Annotated in this window: 16 protein-coding genes and 1 tRNA gene; 7 read left to right on the plus strand and 10 right to left on the minus strand. The window is 62.7% G+C overall.

Annotated features, from left to right (window positions below; all coding sequences use genetic code 11):
* Positions 1–193 precede the first annotated feature (193 nt).
* The gene (locus FEM01_RS10980) at positions 194–2,323 is read left to right on the plus strand and encodes a TonB-dependent siderophore receptor (RefSeq protein WP_138219460.1); all 2,130 of its coding nucleotides are present in this window, start codon (positions 194–196) and stop codon (positions 2,321–2,323) included.
* A 112-nt stretch (positions 2,324–2,435) separates the two neighbouring features.
* Here the strand turns inward: FEM01_RS10980 and FEM01_RS10985 are convergent.
* Positions 2,436–2,525: transfer RNA gene (locus tag FEM01_RS10985), tRNA-Ser, on the minus strand.
* Positions 2,526–2,814: 289 nt separating this feature from the next.
* Between FEM01_RS10985 and FEM01_RS10990 the strand changes: the two genes are divergently transcribed.
* The 3 genes from FEM01_RS10990 (at position 2,815) to FEM01_RS11000 (ending at position 5,398) form a co-directional block, all read left to right on the plus strand.
* Positions 2,815–3,504, plus strand: a complete 690-nt coding sequence (locus tag FEM01_RS10990) for a crotonase/enoyl-CoA hydratase family protein (protein ID WP_138219461.1) — start codon at positions 2,815–2,817, stop codon at positions 3,502–3,504.
* Positions 3,505–3,597: 93 nt separating this feature from the next.
* Positions 3,598–4,317, plus strand: coding sequence for a lysophospholipid acyltransferase family protein (locus FEM01_RS10995; RefSeq protein WP_138219462.1), 720 nt, complete (start codon positions 3,598–3,600; stop codon positions 4,315–4,317).
* Between the two features lie 109 nt (positions 4,318–4,426).
* Entirely contained in the window at positions 4,427–5,398 is a 972-nt protein-coding gene (locus FEM01_RS11000) for a magnesium and cobalt transport protein CorA (protein ID WP_138219463.1), read from the plus strand.
* Between the two features lie 42 nt (positions 5,399–5,440).
* Here FEM01_RS11000 and FEM01_RS11005 read toward each other — a convergent pair whose 3' ends face one another.
* Complete coding sequence (locus tag FEM01_RS11005; RefSeq protein WP_138219464.1) at positions 5,441–6,175, minus strand: amidotransferase; 735 nt, start codon at positions 6,173–6,175, stop codon at positions 5,441–5,443.
* A gap of 528 nt (positions 6,176–6,703) precedes the next feature.
* Here FEM01_RS11005 and FEM01_RS11010 point away from each other — a divergent pair.
* Positions 6,704–7,507 (plus strand): c-type cytochrome, encoded by an 804-nt coding sequence (locus FEM01_RS11010; protein WP_138219465.1) that lies wholly within the window; start codon positions 6,704–6,706, stop codon positions 7,505–7,507.
* 3 nt (positions 7,508–7,510) lie between these two features.
* On the opposite strand, the gene FEM01_RS11015 is transcribed toward FEM01_RS11010, so the two are convergent.
* The 4 genes from FEM01_RS11015 to FEM01_RS11030 all read right to left on the minus strand — a co-directional run bounded on the left by FEM01_RS11015 (position 7,511) and on the right by FEM01_RS11030 (position 10,952).
* Positions 7,511–7,843, minus strand: a complete 333-nt coding sequence (locus FEM01_RS11015; protein WP_138219466.1) for a ribonuclease E inhibitor RraB — start codon at positions 7,841–7,843, stop codon at positions 7,511–7,513.
* 179 nt (positions 7,844–8,022) lie between these two features.
* Positions 8,023–8,259 carry a hypothetical protein gene (locus FEM01_RS11020; RefSeq protein ID WP_138219467.1) on the minus strand — a complete coding sequence of 79 codons (237 nt, stop codon included), beginning with the start codon at positions 8,257–8,259 and terminating at the stop codon, positions 8,023–8,025.
* A 266-nt stretch (positions 8,260–8,525) separates the two neighbouring features.
* Entirely contained in the window at positions 8,526–10,595 is a 2,070-nt protein-coding gene (locus tag FEM01_RS11025; RefSeq protein ID WP_138219468.1) for an LTA synthase family protein, read from the minus strand.
* A 165-nt stretch (positions 10,596–10,760) separates the two neighbouring features.
* Positions 10,761–10,952, minus strand: a complete 192-nt coding sequence (locus FEM01_RS11030) for a PLDc N-terminal domain-containing protein (protein ID WP_138219469.1) — start codon at positions 10,950–10,952, stop codon at positions 10,761–10,763.
* Between the two features lie 124 nt (positions 10,953–11,076).
* Between FEM01_RS11030 and FEM01_RS11035 the strand changes: the two genes are divergently transcribed.
* Positions 11,077–12,012, plus strand: coding sequence for a ZIP family metal transporter (locus FEM01_RS11035; RefSeq protein ID WP_138219470.1), 936 nt, complete (start codon positions 11,077–11,079; stop codon positions 12,010–12,012).
* A 67-nt stretch (positions 12,013–12,079) separates the two neighbouring features.
* Here FEM01_RS11035 and FEM01_RS11040 read toward each other — a convergent pair whose 3' ends face one another.
* Both FEM01_RS11040 and FEM01_RS11045 read right to left on the minus strand, forming a co-directional pair.
* On the minus strand, positions 12,080–12,610 hold the full coding sequence (locus FEM01_RS11040) for a hypothetical protein (protein ID WP_138219471.1): 531 nt from the start codon (positions 12,608–12,610) through the stop codon (positions 12,080–12,082).
* 58 nt (positions 12,611–12,668) lie between these two features.
* Positions 12,669–13,166, minus strand: a complete 498-nt coding sequence (locus FEM01_RS11045; RefSeq protein WP_416781376.1) for an ankyrin repeat domain-containing protein — start codon at positions 13,164–13,166, stop codon at positions 12,669–12,671.
* A 290-nt stretch (positions 13,167–13,456) separates the two neighbouring features.
* On the opposite strand from FEM01_RS11045, the gene FEM01_RS11050 reads away from it, so the two are divergent.
* Positions 13,457–13,729 (plus strand): DUF3509 domain-containing protein, encoded by a 273-nt coding sequence (locus tag FEM01_RS11050; RefSeq protein ID WP_138219473.1) that lies wholly within the window; start codon positions 13,457–13,459, stop codon positions 13,727–13,729.
* Positions 13,730–13,813: 84 nt separating this feature from the next.
* Here the strand turns inward: FEM01_RS11050 and FEM01_RS11055 are convergent, their stop codons facing one another.
* Together FEM01_RS11055 and FEM01_RS11060 are read right to left on the minus strand one after the other, a co-directional pair.
* Entirely contained in the window at positions 13,814–14,350 is a 537-nt protein-coding gene (locus FEM01_RS11055) for an oxidase (protein WP_138219474.1), read from the minus strand.
* Entirely contained in the window at positions 14,350–15,498 is a 1,149-nt protein-coding gene (locus FEM01_RS11060; protein WP_138219475.1) for an MFS transporter, read from the minus strand. Before FEM01_RS11060 ends, FEM01_RS11055 begins: the two co-directional genes overlap by 1 nt.
* Positions 15,499–15,532 lie beyond the last annotated feature (34 nt).

Raw genomic sequence — 15,532 nt, forward strand, 5'->3', positions numbered from 1 at the left:
TTCACCCGCGGCTTATTCGTTCCATTCCTGAAGTGCCCGCTTTATTGCAGGCACGCGTGCCTGTGCGCCTGCTAACATGACGCCCCTTTTGACCGCCTGACCGGCGCAACGCCGGTGGCGCTCGCCTGCCTGCCGCATAACCGGCGACCACCGACCGATAACGGTGGCGCGTGCCTTTTCAAGGAGTCCCCGCATGACCCCGCTTCGCCCCCGCCTGCCGCTTGGCCTGCTCGGCCTGGGCCTTGCCCTGCACAGCACTCAAGGCCTGGCCGACGATAGCGTGACCCTGGCCCCGGTGCAGATTACCGAAGCCTACGCAAGCGAGGGCTACCCAGTGCACGAAGCACAGGTTGGCGGCCTGCACAGCGGCCCGCTACTGGATACCCCGGCTGCGGTCAGTGTGTTCAGCCGCCAGTTGCTGGACGACCGGCAGGTGCGCAACCTGAGCGAGGTGCTGCAAAGCGACGCCTCGGTAGGCGAAAGCTATGCCCCCATCGGCTACTACGAGAACTTCAACGTGCGCGGCTTCGAACTCAATGCCGCGAGCAGCTACCGGATCAACGGCCAGACCATCGCTGGCGAGCAGAACGTGGCTCTGGAGAACAAGCAGCAGGTGGAGTTGCTCAAGGGCCTGTCGGGGCTGCAAAGCGGTGTTTCCGAGCCCGGCGGGCTGGTCAACTACGTGACCAAGCGCGCGCAGGATGTGCGTAGCGTCAGCGTCTCGACCAACCAACAGGGCGAGCGCTACCTGGCCACCGACCTGGGCGGCTGGTTCGGCGCCGAGCGCCAGTTCGGCGTGCGGGTGAACCTGGCCCACGAGGACATCCGCTCCTACGCCGACCACGCCGATGGCCGACGCGAGTTCGCCTCGCTGGCCTTCGACTGGCAGATCAACCCCGATGCCGTACTGGAACTGGACGCCGAGTACCAGCACCGCGAGCAGTTCTCGGTGCCGGGCTATCAGTTGCTGGGCGGCACCGCCCTGCCCCACGCGGTCGACCCGAAGGACCACCTGGCCTGGCAGCAGTGGACCAAGCCTGTACAGAACGACTCACTGAACCTGGGCGGGCGCTTCAAGTACCGGCTCAATGACAGTTGGAACAGCACCCTGAGCGCTTCGCGCAGCCAGGTCGTGATCGACGACTACAGCTCGTTCGCCTGGGGCTCGAGCCAAGGCGCGGTGTTCGGCAGTACGGGTGACTACGACATCTATGATTTCCGCAGCCCCGACGACACGCGCCGCACCGATGAAGCCCAGGCCATGCTGGACGGGCGTTTCGACGCCCTGGGCGTGGCCCACGAACTGAGCATTGGGCTCAGCGCACAACGCCGCACCCTGGACCAACGGCCGTACTACAGCGAATGGCGGGGCACCGGCAACATCGACACGGGCGCCCCCGCGCTGCCACCTTCCGACAAACCGGTCGGCGACAGCGAACGGCGCCTGGACAGCCGCCAGTACGGCCTGATCTTCAGCGACCGCATCACCTTCAACGAACACTGGCAAACCCTGATTGGCGCCCGCGAAGTGCGCCTGGACGAGAAAGCCTGGGATCAAGACGGTGGCCTGAACCGCCACACCCGCCAGTACCAGTTGCTGCCCAACGCCGCGCTGATCTACAAACCGCAGCCCGACACCACGCTCTACGCCAGCTATGCCAAAGGGCTGTCCGCTGGCGGCACTGCGCCGTGGTACGCGTTGAACGCCGGCAATATCCTCGCCCCGACCCTGTCCCACCAACTGGAACTGGGCTTCAAACAGGACTGGCAGGGCATGAGTTTCAGCGCCGCGCTGTTCCAGATCCGCCAGGCCTACCAGTATTCACGCGCCGAAGGGTCTGACTTCGTTTATGTGCAACAAGGCCAGCAGAAGAACATTGGCCTGGAACTGAGCGCCAGCGGCCAGGCGACCTCGAACCTGCAGATCCACGCCAGCGTCGCGGCGATCCGGGCCCGGATCAAGAACAGTGGCACCGACGCCTACGAGGATCATCAAGCGATCAACGTGCCGCGCCTGCGCGCCGCGTTGCAGGCCGAGTACAGCTTGCCCGTACCAGGCCTGGCCCTGCTCGGCGGCGCCCGCTACAGCGCGAGCAAGTACGCCAGCCAAGCCGGCAATGTCGAGGTCGGCGGCTATACCGTGTTCGACCTCGGCGGCCGCTACCGCACGCGCATCAGCGGCTACGACACAACCCTGCGCCTGACCGTGGACAACGTTTTCGACAAGCGCTACTGGCGCGACGTGGGGGATTACCTGGGGGACAACTACCTATTCCAGGGCGCGCCGCGGACGGCGAGGTTGTCGGCTTCGGTCAATTTCTAATCGCCAGCGCGGAGCACGTCGACACCCCGACGTGCTCCGCGAACGCCGCCTGCATGACAGCTGAAAACAAAAAGCCCCCGAACCTTTCGATTCGGGGGCTTTTCGTAGAATGTGGCGGTGAAGAAGGGATTTGAACCCTTGATACGATTTCTCGTATACACACTTTCCAGGCGTGCTCCTTCGACCACTCGGACACTTCACCGTTTCTCTTCAAGCTATTCAGCCTGTCGAGGCGCGCTAATTTAGTCGAAGAGGTTTGCCTTGGCAAGTATTTTTTTCAGAATTTTCATGCGCTTAAGCCAATCCAGGAAAAGCCCGTAGGAATCAGGGCAATGCTGCCATTGTCGCCTGCGCTTTTACCGCGCGCCAAGCGCGCGCCCCGCTGCAGCGCGGGCTCAAGGGCGATGGCTGACCGACCAGTCAGTCTTGCTGCTTTACCTGACCGGTGGTGCTGGGTAACGTCGTGGCCACGCCACCTAAAGGACTCTGCCATGAGCGAGCTGATTACCTACCACGCCGAAGACGGCATCGCCACACTGACCCTGAACAACGGCAAGGTCAACGCCATCTCACCGGATGTCATCCAGGCGTTCAATGCTGCACTCGACCGCGCGCTGCAAGACCGCGCGGTGGTAATCATCACCGGCCAACCCGGCATCCTCTCCGGTGGCTACGACCTCAAGGTGATGACCGCCGGTCCCACGGAAGCGGTCAGTCTGGTCACCGCTGGCTCCACCCTCGCCCGCCGCCTGCTCTCGCATCCCTTCCCGGTGATCGTCGCCTGTCCGGGCAATGCCGTAGCCAAAGGGGCATTTTTGCTGCTGTCTGGCGACTACCGTATTGGCGTCGAAGGCCCTTTCAAGATCTGTCTGAACGAGGTGCAGATCGGCATGACCATGCACCACGCAGGTATCGAACTGGCCCGCGACCGCCTCGGGCGGGCGGCGTTCCAGCGCTCGGTGAACAACGCCGAGGTGTTCGACCCACAGGGCGCGTTGGCTGCCGGCTTCCTCGACAAGGTGGTGCCCGTCGAGCAATTGCAGGCCGCCGCGCTGGCCGCTGCCGCTGAACTGAAAAAACTGAACATGCTGGCGCACAAGAACACCAAGCTCAAAGTGCGCAAGGCCCTGCTCGAAGCACTGGACGAGGCGATCCTCGCCGACCAGAACTACCTGGGCTGAACCCAGCACCGCGACACCCGGCTCACACGCAGGTTTGCCGCGCACAGTGCACAGTCGTACACTTCGCCGCGACTGTCTGGTGTGAGTCGTATCATGCTTTATATGTTCCGCATGCTCCTGCTGGCGCTGCACTTTCTTCTGGTGGGCGTGGTGGGCCTGTTGATCGGCCTGCTACGGCCTTTCAACCCCGACAACAGCCGCCTGTTCGCCCACCTCTACAGCGTGCCCGCCGCCTGGATCATGCGCATCAGGGTGAAAGCCGAAGTCGGCCCGCTGTGGGACCAGCCGCCCGGCTGTGTGATCATCGCCAACCATCAATCGAACTTCGATCTGTTCATCCTCGGCCAGGTCGTTCCACCGCGCACGGTGGCCATCGGCAAGAAGAGCCTGGGCTGGATTCCGTTGTTCGGCCAGTTGTTCTGGCTGGGTGGCAACGTACTGGTGGACCGCGGCAATGCCTATCAGGCGCGCCGTGCCATGCAGGCCACGACCCGCACGCTGCGCAGCGGCACCTCGATCTGGATTTTCCCCGAAGGCACGCGCAACCCCGGTGAGCAACTGCTGGGTTTCAAGAAAGGCGCATTCCACATGGCCGTCGAGGCTGGCGTGCCAATCGTACCGGTATGCGTGAGCCGCTATTCGCAACGCCTGGGCCTGAACCGCTGGCGCAAGCGCACGGTGATCGTCCGCTCTCTGGCCCCAATCGCCACCACTGGGCTGACCCAGCAGGACCTGCCGGCACTGATCGAGCAGTGCCGTACGCAAATGCAGCACTGCATCGACCACATGGAAGCTGAGCTGGACGAGGCGTGAGCGCAGCCCTCGGGCTCGACGACCGGATAAATCTTCATCCTGCCTGGTTGCTCCCTGTCGCCACTGGGCCCAAGCTGTCTGACGTGTTCAACCGGATAAGCGGACAGTCATGGGTCGAGTCGTCGCAGCGGCGGTGTACAGCGCCGGTCGCAAGGTCACCAATATCAGCATCGACGAGGGCGCAGAATGGGCACGCAAGCCCGGACACTTCGTATGGATCGGCCTGGAAGCGCCCAACGCCGAGGAACTGGCCAACTTGCAGCGCCAGTTCGGCCTGCATGAACTGGCCATCGAAGACGCCCTCGAAAAACACAGCCGCCCCAAGCTCGAAACCTTCGGCGACGCGTTGTTCATCGTCACCTATTCACCGGTTCGCCATGAGGGCCGGCTGGAGTTCATCGAAACCCATATTTTCGCGGGCAACGGTTACATCATCACGTGTCGCAACGGGCACTCCAAATCCTACGCCCTGGTGCGCCAGCGTTGCGAAGCGCGCCCGCTGCTGCTGGAGCACGGCGAAGACTTCGTGTTGTACGCCCTGCTCGACTTCGTGACAGAGAACTACCAACCGGTCAGCGAAGCGATCCATGGGGAAATCGAGACGCTGGAGCAAAGCGTGCTCAGCAACTCATTGCGTGAAGAGGATATCCAGCGTCTGCACAGCCTGCGTCGCGACACCCTGCGTCTGCGCCGCTACGTGGCGCCGATGGTGGAAATCAGCGAGGAATTGCAGCGCTTGAGCTTTCCGTTCATCGACAAGAACATGCGCCCCTATTTTCGCGATGTGCAGATCCACGTGACGCGGCAGATGGAAGACCTCGCCGGGATCCGTGATATCGCCAGCCAGACCATCGAAATCGGCATGCTGCTGGAGTCGTCGCGCCAGAGCATCACCCAACGCAAGTTCGCCGCCTGGGCGGCGATACTGGCGTTTCCCACGGCGATTGCCGGGATCTACGGGATGAATTTCCAGAACATGCCGGAGCTGGGCTGGCACTACGGGTATTTTGCAGTGCTGGGCGTGATCGGGTTGGGGTGCACGGGGCTCTACGCGAGCTTCAAGCGTTCGGGTTGGCTATAAACGCTCGAATCAAGCGCTGCGCCTGAACGGCCTTAGGCTTGATCAAACAACGTTGCCGCTGGCCTTGGCCGGCTGCTGAATGAACCTGAGCATCCACTCGCCGACCAAATCGCCTTGGTGCTCGCTGGCCAGGCTCGCCACGGCCTTCTGGTAAACGTCCTCGCCCAGAGACGCCTGGCGGGCATCGAGCAGCGCGCGCGAGTAGTCGTGGACGAACTCCGGGTGCCCCTGGAAACACAACACCTGATCACGGATATGGTAGGCGGCGTTCGGGCAGAAGTCGCTCGAAGCAATCACCGTCGCCCCCTCGGGCAATGCCGTCACCTGATCCTGGTGGCTGATCAGCAGGGTCAGTTCGCTGACCTGCGGGTCCATCCACGGCGCATGCGCAGCCAGGCTATAGCGATGGATGCCCACGCCCCAGCCCTTGTCGGCCCGCTCGGCCTTGCCACCCAGGGTGAGCGCCAGCAACTGGTGGCCAAAACACACGCCCAGCAGTTTCTCGCCGCGCTCATAGAGCTTGAGCAGATAGGCCTTGAGGGTTTGGATCCAGGCATCGGTGCCGAAGGAGTCGGCCTTGCTGCCGGTCACCAAGTAGGCATCGAAACGCTCGGTGTCTGCGGGGTAGTCGCCGTTCATCACGTTGTACACGCAAAACTCGGCGGCGACCGGCTGACGCGAAAACAGCTGCTCGAACATCCTGCCGTAGCCCTGGTACTGCGCAACCAGTTCCGGTCGCAGGACATCGGTTTCAAGGATGCAGATGCGTAACGACATAGGGATAGTCCTGAACGACGTGGTGGGGATTTTTCGCTAAAGACTGACGCGAAAGCCCCGTACAAGCAAGTAGGATGTCCAGACGAACGGTAGGCCCTGTAACCCTTGGTAACTCCCTTCGCGCACTCGTCTAGCGAGAGCATGACAGCCAGGTGGCCAATGGCCTTGAAACCGCAGGAAATCAGATCGGTCACGGTTAGAACAAAGCGTTCTGAAACAAGGACGTCGCGCGCCCTACCTTTGGTTGTATACCCATCAATATGCGGTATGGAGGTACGGCACTGCATCACGCCGCTGTGATCGACCCGACGCCACGCAAGGAAGCCTAGGGTTTTTCAGGAATAACAACAATGAAGGCGGTCCGCCATGTTCAGACAATCAAAAGTACGCCAAGCCGGGCTCATACTCTTCGCCACGACGCTGCTGCTGATTTTGCCGAATCTTTCTCGGCTCTTTGGCTGACAGTGCCTGTGGTCTTTTCCCACGATGCGCAGGTAATCTTCTGACCTTGATGGTTGGAGATTGCCTATGCGTCTGCTGTTCGCCCTGCTCTGCCTGCTGCCTGCGCTGCCGTCGGCGGCCGCATCACTGAACCTGCAAATCGGTGATCAGCCGCGCACCTGGCACACCGAACAGCTGCTAACGCACCCGCAGGCACGTGACATCACCATCGAACAGGACGTGGCCTACAAGCGCACCCTGCACTACCGCGCCGTACCCCTGGCCGCGCTGCTCGAAGGGGTAAGCGCGGACGATCACCTGCAGGCCGTGGCATTGGACGGGTTCGCCGCCGAGATGCCAGCCGGGCCACTGTTGCAGGCAGGACCGGCACGCGCATGGCTGGCCATCGAGGACCCGGCGCAGCCCTGGCCGCCACTGGCCGCAGGTAAGCCCAGCGCCGGGCCGTTCTACCTGGTGTGGACCGCGCCACAGGCCAGCCACATCCGCCCGGAACAGTGGCCCTACCAGATTGCCTCGATTCGCCGCCTGCCCCCGGTAGCGGCACGCTTTCCCGCCCTGTTACCGGACCCGACCCTGGCCAAGGACAACGCCATCCGCCAGGGCTTTGCCCTGTTCCAGCAGAACTGCCTGGCGTGCCATCGCCTCAACGGCAGCGGTGATGCGCAGTTCGGCCCCGACTTGAACCTGCCACACAACCCTACCGAATACTTCCAGCCAGCCTACCTGCGCCAGTACATCCGCGATCCACAGAGCCTGCGGCACTGGCCGCAGGCGAGGATGCCGGGATTCCCGGTGCAGGTCCTGAGCGATCCGGAGCTTGATGCGTTGTTGGCCTACCTGAAGCACATGGCAGGGCGCAAGGCGCAATGATCGCTAGGCGATCTGCCGCTCCTGCCTGACGCCCCAGCCTTCCACCTCGCCGCCACAGGGCGAGACGACCCGCTCGAACGACGCTTCGAACGCGCCGATGCCCCGGTAGGTGGCGTACATCACCTTGCTCAGCTCCAAGTGCCAGGCGCCATCGTCGCGCTCGCTCACCTGGGCATTGATGGACTCGCCGCGAAATTGCCCAGCCGCACGACGGGCGCCAGCCTCGTCAGGGAACACCGCATAGAACTCGATGGGGTGGATTTGCGTGAAGTCGAAACCGCCAGCTTTCATCTGGCGAAGGACACTGCTGCTGATGTCATCGTTCTGGCTGCTCATGAAACGTCCTCCTGAAATGCAATGGATAGACTTTCCGTGCACACGACACACCCGTCCGGCACGCACAGGCGCAGGGCGGTTCGAGCTGATGCAAGACGCGAATGAAAGCGGCGCAGGTCCGCAGAGTAGACCGGCGCCAGATACCAGCTTAGTGCCTGCGCAGGCACCTTGCCAGAAGCTCAGCACACCTCGCGGATCGCGCTGATCACCACGCCGTTCTGTTCCTTGAGCCAGCGCGCGGTGGGGGAATGGCTACGCCCCTGGAAGTCGTTGAGGTCCAGCTCATCCATGACCGGGAACAGATGCGAACGAATGGCCCGCGCCGCGTCCTCCTCACTGGGGCACTGCTCGGCGGTGAGCAGCAGCGACGACGGTTCGCCCTTCTGGTCGGCAAAGATGACTTCCCACTCTTTCATCGATCAACCCTCGCTCGCAACGCAATGGTGAGTGACATCCGTAATAGCTGACCGCCACGCACCCGCATTGTTCAGCAGCGCCCACCTGCGAACGAAAAAAAGCCCCGTGTCCACCCTGGACTGGGCTGCTACGCAGTCCGTATACGACACAAGGCCGCGCCTGCAATGACCGCGCAAGCCCAGTTCGAGCGGGCACAGCGGTCATTGCAGGGGCGGCCTTGTAACGCGAATGGGCCGCACAGCGGCCCCTGGCGATCTGGAACGGGTTACTTGGGCGTGCCGTGCACCACCCCGGCGGTGTTGTCCAGCAGGCTCTTGGTGGCGGTCTGGATGTAGGCTTCCAGTTTCTTGAGCATCGCCGGCTGGTCTGGGCTGTCGATCAGTTCGGCCTTGAACTGGCTGCCCAACTGGTAGCGGTACAGACGGGGCGTCATGTCCTTGGACTCGATCAGGATGCGATCACCCTGTACCAGCCCCACCACCTGCTCACTGCCCGATGGTTTGATCATCCCCACGCCCTGGTCGCCCTCAGGCAGGTTGAGCAGGTCGCGCCCCCAGCACTGGTGACGGGTCTGGCCACCGAGGCGGCCCATGATGGTCGGCACGATATCGACCTGGGTACCGACGGTGTGGTTGACCGCGCCGAACTTCTCCTGGATGCCAGGGGCGATCAGCAGCAGCGGTACGTTGAAGCGGCCCAGGTCCAGTTCGGTGACCTGCTCATGGTTGGCGAAGCCGTGGTCGCCGACGATGACGAACAAGGTGTCCTTGAAGTACGGCTCCTTGCGCGCCTTCTCGAAGAACTGGCCCAGCGCCCAATCGCTATAGCGCATGGCGGTCAGGTGCTCGTCCAGGCGGCCTTGGCCGGTCACCTTGTCCACCGGCAAGTCCTTGGGCAACGCGTACGGCGTGTGGTTGGAGAGTGTCTGCAACAGTGCGTAGATCGGTTTCTTGCCGTCGTGCTTGGCCAGTTCTTGGTTGCCACGCTCGAACATGTCCTGGTCGGAAACACCCCAGGTCGGGTCCGAGAATACTGGGTTGACGAAGTCGTTACGCCCGATGAAGGTGGTCATGCCCTGGTTGCCGAAGAACCCCGACTGGTTGTCCCAGGCGAAGTCACCGTTGTAGACGTAGACATCGTCGTAGTCACGGGCGCTGAGCAGTGCAGGCAAGCCGGACAGCTTGTGGCCGCCTTCGGGGGTCTGCATCAGGTATTCGAAGCCCGGCAGGTTGGGGAAGCACGCCATGGTGGCGAACATGCCCTGATGGGTGTGGGTGCCGTTGGAGAAAAAGCGGTCGAACAGCAAGCCTTCTTTGGCCAGCTTGTCGAAGTAAGGCGTGATGTTGTTCGGGCTGCCCAGCGCGCCCACGGAGTGGCCGGCGAAGCTTTCCATGAGAATCACCACCACGTTCTTGACCGCCAGGGTCCGTGCCTGTGGCGGCAGGAAGTCGCGGCGGATGGCCGCTTCGTCGGCGTCGACCAGGGTGTCGTGGGGCGTCAGCAACTGCTCGCGCACGGTCTGGGTCGCTTCGTTCTGTTCAAGCACCGGCTTCCAGAGATTGGCGCGGTCCTCGCCGTAGCGACTCTTGGCTGCATCGATCAAGGTCAGGGTGCCGTTCAGGCCCAGTTGGTTGACGAAGTTCGAATCCGTGGTGAAGGCATCGCCCCAGCGCATCGGCGGGCCTTGGCGCAGGGTGCCACGGGCGGCGATCACCGCCACCAGCAGGATCACCATGAACACCGCCAGACGCCCGTACCACGGCGCTGCCGAGCGACTGCCCAGGCTTGGCGCACGGCCCCGGGTCAGGCGATCAATTCCCTTGAACAACAGGCTCAGCAACCAAGTGCCGAACAACCAGGCCAGCAGATAGCGCACCACCGGGAAGCCATACCAGAGCATGCTCAGGACGGTCTTGGGATCCTCGTTGATGTATTGGAACACCAAGCCGTTCAGACGCTGGTGGAATTCGCGGTAGAAGTCCATCTCCATCAGGCCGAGGAACATCACCACGCTCGAGGCGACGGTCAGCCACAGGCGAAATGCCCCGCGCCGGGCCATAGCCCACGGGCTCAGGATCGCCAGCAGCAACGGGATGCTGATGTACACCACCACACGCAGGTCGAAGCGCAGGCCGTTGAAGAAGCCTTCGGCGACGGTCGAGTAAGGCGTCTGGCCGATCATATCGCTGTTGTAGACCAGCAGCGCCAGGCGCACCAGGCTCAACATGAACATGATCACCAGGCCGCTGAGTAGCGTATAGAGCAGGTGGGATTTGAGGGTTGGCGAGAACGCGCCTCGCGCGCCCTTTTGCTTCAAGGCGTCCGTGTTGGCCATGAATGGAGAGATCCTAGGATTGCTGGTTTGCGAAAAAGGCGACGTCGCCGACAGCCGGAAGGCCCCACCGCCTTAGGTGGCGTGGTGCCCATGCAGCATTGTGCGGCGCGGATTCTCGAAAATCGAGTGTGAAAATTATGTCGACAGAACCGCTGCGGGTATTTGTCAGAGCCGCACATTACCCCGTGGCCCGGCGATGGCCCAGATGATCAGCCCGAGTACCGGCAGCAACACGATTAGCAGGATCCACAGCACCTTGATGCCGACTTCAGCACCGCTCTTGAGCACATTGAGGACTGCCCAGATGTCCAAGGCGAGAATGATCAGGCCCACCAGCCCGTTGAATGTCGATCCCATGTCAGCATCTCCTGCGATAAATATCGCCAGAGCATAGCCGTCTATCGCGACCATAGAAGGGAATCCTTGGTCAGGGCCATCGGTCACTGGATAGACTGTCTACACAGACTGATCCGAGGTTCCAATGCCACCTGCACACACACCAAACGTATCCGCCTCCCTGTTCGCCGCTTGGCGGCAACAGGCGTTGAACACCCCCTGGCTCAGCGCAGGCCTGGGCTTGAGCCTGCTGGCCATCGTCGCGCTGTTGCTGGCGAGCCTGTGGAACGCGGTCAGCGGCGAGCATGCCGATAACCTGCACCTGGCCGCGCTGGGCGGGCTTGGCGGCTTTGCCGCCACCGCGCTTGGTGCGGTGCTGGCGGTGGTGCTGCGCGATGTGAGTGCCCGAACGCAGGATGTGATGCTTGGCTTTGCCGCCGGCATGATGCTCGCGGCCAGTTCGTTCTCGCTGATCCTGCCTGGGCTGGAAGCTGCCCGTGCGATCACCGGGAATGGCCCGGCGGCGGCGTTCACCGTGGTGCTGGGCATGGGCCTTGGCGTCTTGCTGATGCTTGGCCTGGACCGATTCACCCCCCACGAACACGAAAGCACTGGCCCTTGCGGCCCGGACGCTGAACGCATCAACCGGGTGTGGCTGTTCGTGCTGGCAATCACCCTGCATAACCTGCCCGAAGGCATGGCCATCGGTGTCAGCTTTGCCACTGGCGACCTGAACATCGGCCTGCCGCTGACCAGCGCAATCGCCATCCAGGACATCCCCGAAGGCCTGGCCGTAGCCCTAGCCCTGCGTGCCACGGGCCTGTCCAACCTCAAGGCCGCGCTGGTGGCTATCGGCTCCGGTCTGATGGAACCGTTGGGGGCAGTGATCGGCCTGGGGATTTCCACCGGCTTCGCCTTGGCCTACCCCATCAGCATGGGGCTGGCGGCCGGAGCGATGATCTTCGTGGTGTCCCACGAAGTTATTCCAGAAACCCACCGCAATGGGCACCAGACGGCAGCAACCCTGGGGCTCATGGGAGGATTCGCGGTGATGCTGTTTCTGGATACGGCATTGGGCTGAACAACATCGCCGCGCAGCTCGTAGCGGCGAATCAGTGCCAGGTCGGTAACGTGCGCGGTGGCCGTCCTCAGACGTGAACGGCCACCTTCAACGCTTCCAGCGCCGGCTCGACCTTGATCCCGAGCGCCTCACCCAGCTCCAGCACACGCGCCAGGTCATGCTGGCCGACCATCACCATCTGCAATTCATCATCGAGCAGTTGGCTGAAGTTCAGCAGCACATAGCCGCCGGCCTCTTTGTTCAACGCGCCCATCTGCACCTGGATGCGATTGAGGGCGGTCAGCGGCTCGGTGCGAGCCAATTGCTTGGCCTTAAGGGTAAACGGCACGCTCTTGTCGAACGAGTCGCTGATCTGCTGGAACAGGTCCTGGTAGCTGTCGGCCTGGAACAAAACCGTGTCAGGCAGGCTGCCGACCACGACCCACTCCCCCAGCGCGAACGGGAAGCTGTCGTCGTAGTTGATGTCGGGGTTGGCTGCGAGGAAGGCGGCTGGATCCGCGTAAGCTTGGATGGCTTCTTCAGCGATGCGCTCGATCTCTTCGTCGCGCATGCAGCCTGCGCCGATCAGGCGGATGAATTCGAGCAACTGGTCTTTCATGGGGGCCCTGCGCATTGGCGTAAAAGGCGCCAAGGATAGCCGCAAACGCCCCCGACCGCTAACCGGCAAGCGCCTCCAGACGCGCCGCCGCCTCGACCGCCCCCATGGTGCGAGCAGCCAGCAAGGCATTGCTGCCGGCTGCATCGAGGTGCATCGGATCAGCACCCTGGCCCAGCAGGTAGTCCAGCATCTCGACGCGGTTGAACATCGCCGCCAGCATCAACGCCGTGCGCCCATCGGCGGCGGCGGCATCTACCGGCACGCCATGCTCGAGCAGCAACCGAACCATTGCCAGGTCGCCTTTGAAAGCAGCGCCTGCGATAGGCAACTGACCGTTGTCATTGGCGATCAGGGGGTCAGCACCATGAGCCAGCAATACCCGCACCGCCTCATGATGGCCATGGTAGCTGGCCAGCATCAGCAAGGTGTCGCCCTTGTGATTGCGCAAGTCAGGCGGTAAACCGCTGGCAAGCAACCGTTCGAGCATCGAAGCATCGCCGCGGCGGGCGCGCTCGAAGACTTCATCGGCAAATGCGGCCCTCTCTTCGGCGGTCATGCTGAGGGATTGTTGATCGGACACGGGGAACCTCCTGGCAGTTGATAGGCCCAATTGTTGGTCAGGCATTGCTCGTGGCGCAAAGGTTCAGAATCTATCGACAGGCAAGGCCCACGCTATCACCGTGCATTTTGCACTGTGCAAAATGCACGACCTTGCAGAATGCAAGGAAGCTCGACAGCAAAGGCATCGTAACCCATTGTTTTTAAAGGATTTTTAATAGCGAAAAATCTGGCACGGTCACTGCAACCATCAACTCATGTCTGCCAACACAACAGTCAGGAGTTGATATGGACCTTATCCAGGAAAAATTCGCCTCGGTCTTCAGCGCCTATCAGGTGGCGACCCAGCCCCGCCCGGACGGCGGTGTGCTGCTTACGCTGCGCGCTGTCGACGGCAAGGTGACTCGCCGCGTGCTGACCTACGGCCAGTTGCACAGCGCAGAGCAGCTGTCCTGGGCAATCAGCGCCATTCGCCGTGACCTGGCCGAGCAAGCCAGCGAACTGCCGGTGATCTCGATGCTACAGAGCCAACAGCGTTTCGCGCTACCGACCTATCGCTGATCGCTGCACCCTTTCGCGGGGCGCACTTTTTTCATGTAGGGACTGCATGAAAAAAGCGTGCCCCGCGAACCTTTTACCGCCCCCTCAAAGCTCATCGATGCCTGCGAACGCCTGCGCAGTGGCGTCGCCGGTCAAGCGTGGCGTCATGCCTTGCTCATTGGCAAACAGCCGCACGGCCAGGCAGAACGGGCTATCGCCCAAGTCGAACCAGCGCCGGGTCGCGCCTGGCACCACCAGCACATCGCCTTTCTCGCACAGCACCGCGTACACCTGATCGCCCAGGCGCAGGCTCAGTTGCGCCCGCCCACTCAACAGCGCGAAGACCTCGGCACTGTCATGTACGTGCTCTTCGCGCAGGTCTTGCTGGGCGGGATCGACAGCATCGCAGCTCAACACACTGACGGCCTGGCAGCCGTGCTCGGTCATCAGCCGGTCCAGCGGCGCGCGGCAGGCGTCGAGCACTTCCTGCGCGGGGCTACCAGGACGCAAACGCACGTCTGGTTGCCATCGGGCAAAACGCACGCCCTGCTCGGCCAAGGTTGCGACGATATCGTCGTGGTGGGTCAGCACCTTGTACGCAAGCTCAGGGCTGGCGACGTGGAAAACGCTGAGAATGCTCATCAGGGGTCGTTCCTGCGGTCAGTCAAACGAAGGCCAATGATAACGGCTGCCGCCAGCGCGGCGACGCTGGCTATACCAAAGGTGAAGTGCGGGCCCAGCCAGTTCCAGCTGTAGCCCGAGTAAAGTGCGCCTAACGCACCACCGGTGCCGGACAACGCCGCGTACAGTGCCTGGCCCTGACCTTGCTGCCGGGCGCCGAAGCTCCCCTGCACGAAGGCGATGCAGGCGGCGTGGAAACAGCCGAAAGTGGCCGCATGCAGCACTTGGGCGAACACCAGCACCACCGGCTCGCCGGCCAGGTTACCCAGCAGCAGCCAGCGCAGGGCCGCGAGCAGGAAGCTGGCCAGCAGGACCTGACGCACCGAAAAGCGCGTGAAGATCCGCCGCATGGCCATGAACACCAGCACTTCAGCCACCACGCCCAGGGCCCACAGCAAACCGATCGCACCACGGCTATAGCCAAGGTGCTCCAGGTGCAGGGTGAGGAAAGTGTAGTAAGGGCCGTGGCTCAGCTGCATCAGCGCCACGCAAAGGTAGAACGCCACCACCCCCGGCGCCGCCAACTGCTTGAGAAAGCCGCCTGCCGCCTGCCGCTCGGCGTGCTCAACCGGCTGTGCATTCGGCACCCAGAGGCTGGCGGCGGCGATACCGGCCATGATGGTCACCAGCGCCACCGGGTAGATATCCAGGCTCAGCCACTCGAACAACCGGCCCAGGCCAACCACGCTGAGGATGAAGCCGATCGAGCCCCACAACCTGACCTGGCTGTAGCGCGAGGTCTGACCGTGCAGATGGGCCAAGGTGATCACCTCGAACTGTGGCAACACCGCATGCCAGAAGAACGCGTGCAGGGCCATTACCAGCGCCAGCCAGGCGTAGCTCTTGCCGAAGAAGATCAACGAGAAGCTCGCCAGAGTCGATAACGCCCCCAAGCGCACGATCAGCAGGCGTCGGCCGCTGCGGTCGCCCAGCCAGCCCCACAGGTTGGGGGCGATGCAGCGCATCAGCATGGGAATGGCCACCAGCTCGCCGATGCGGGCCGGGGAAAAACCCAGATGGTCGAAGTACAGCGCCAGGAACGGCGCGGTGGAACCGAGCAGGGCGAAGTAGAACAGGTAGAAGCTGGACAGGCGCCAGTAGGGAATCATCGCAAGGTCCGCTCAGGGGTTCCCGGCCTGTCGC

The organism is Pseudomonas mosselii (assembly GCF_005796105.1).
Taxonomy (GTDB): domain Bacteria; phylum Pseudomonadota; class Gammaproteobacteria; order Pseudomonadales; family Pseudomonadaceae; genus Aquipseudomonas; species Aquipseudomonas mosselii_C.

What these genes read in the sequence shown, in the direction of transcription:
- FEM01_RS10980 (WP_138219460.1), top strand. Translation starts at nt 194, where the DNA reads ATGACCCCGCTTCGCCCCCGCCTGCCGCTTGGCCTGCTCGGCCTGGGC.
- FEM01_RS10990 (WP_138219461.1), top strand. Translation starts at nt 2,815, where the DNA reads ATGAGCGAGCTGATTACCTACCACGCCGAAGACGGCATCGCCACACTG.
- FEM01_RS10995 (WP_138219462.1), top strand. Translation starts at nt 3,598, where the DNA reads ATGCTTTATATGTTCCGCATGCTCCTGCTGGCGCTGCACTTTCTTCTG.
- FEM01_RS11000 (WP_138219463.1), top strand. Translation starts at nt 4,427, where the DNA reads ATGGGTCGAGTCGTCGCAGCGGCGGTGTACAGCGCCGGTCGCAAGGTC.
- FEM01_RS11005 (WP_138219464.1), bottom strand. Translation starts at nt 6,175, where the DNA reads ATGTCGTTACGCATCTGCATCCTTGAAACCGATGTCCTGCGACCGGAA.
- FEM01_RS11010 (WP_138219465.1), top strand. Translation starts at nt 6,704, where the DNA reads ATGCGTCTGCTGTTCGCCCTGCTCTGCCTGCTGCCTGCGCTGCCGTCG.
- FEM01_RS11015 (WP_138219466.1), bottom strand. Translation starts at nt 7,843, where the DNA reads ATGAGCAGCCAGAACGATGACATCAGCAGCAGTGTCCTTCGCCAGATG.
- FEM01_RS11020 (WP_138219467.1), bottom strand. Translation starts at nt 8,259, where the DNA reads ATGAAAGAGTGGGAAGTCATCTTTGCCGACCAGAAGGGCGAACCGTCG.
- FEM01_RS11025 (WP_138219468.1), bottom strand. Translation starts at nt 10,595, where the DNA reads ATGGCCAACACGGACGCCTTGAAGCAAAAGGGCGCGCGAGGCGCGTTC.
- FEM01_RS11030 (WP_138219469.1), bottom strand. Translation starts at nt 10,952, where the DNA reads ATGGGATCGACATTCAACGGGCTGGTGGGCCTGATCATTCTCGCCTTG.
- FEM01_RS11035 (WP_138219470.1), top strand. Translation starts at nt 11,077, where the DNA reads ATGCCACCTGCACACACACCAAACGTATCCGCCTCCCTGTTCGCCGCT.
- FEM01_RS11040 (WP_138219471.1), bottom strand. Translation starts at nt 12,610, where the DNA reads ATGAAAGACCAGTTGCTCGAATTCATCCGCCTGATCGGCGCAGGCTGC.
- FEM01_RS11045 (WP_416781376.1), bottom strand. Translation starts at nt 13,166, where the DNA reads ATGACCGCCGAAGAGAGGGCCGCATTTGCCGATGAAGTCTTCGAGCGC.
- FEM01_RS11050 (WP_138219473.1), top strand. Translation starts at nt 13,457, where the DNA reads ATGGACCTTATCCAGGAAAAATTCGCCTCGGTCTTCAGCGCCTATCAG.
- FEM01_RS11055 (WP_138219474.1), bottom strand. Translation starts at nt 14,350, where the DNA reads ATGAGCATTCTCAGCGTTTTCCACGTCGCCAGCCCTGAGCTTGCGTAC.
- FEM01_RS11060 (WP_138219475.1), bottom strand. Translation starts at nt 15,498, where the DNA reads ATGATTCCCTACTGGCGCCTGTCCAGCTTCTACCTGTTCTACTTCGCC.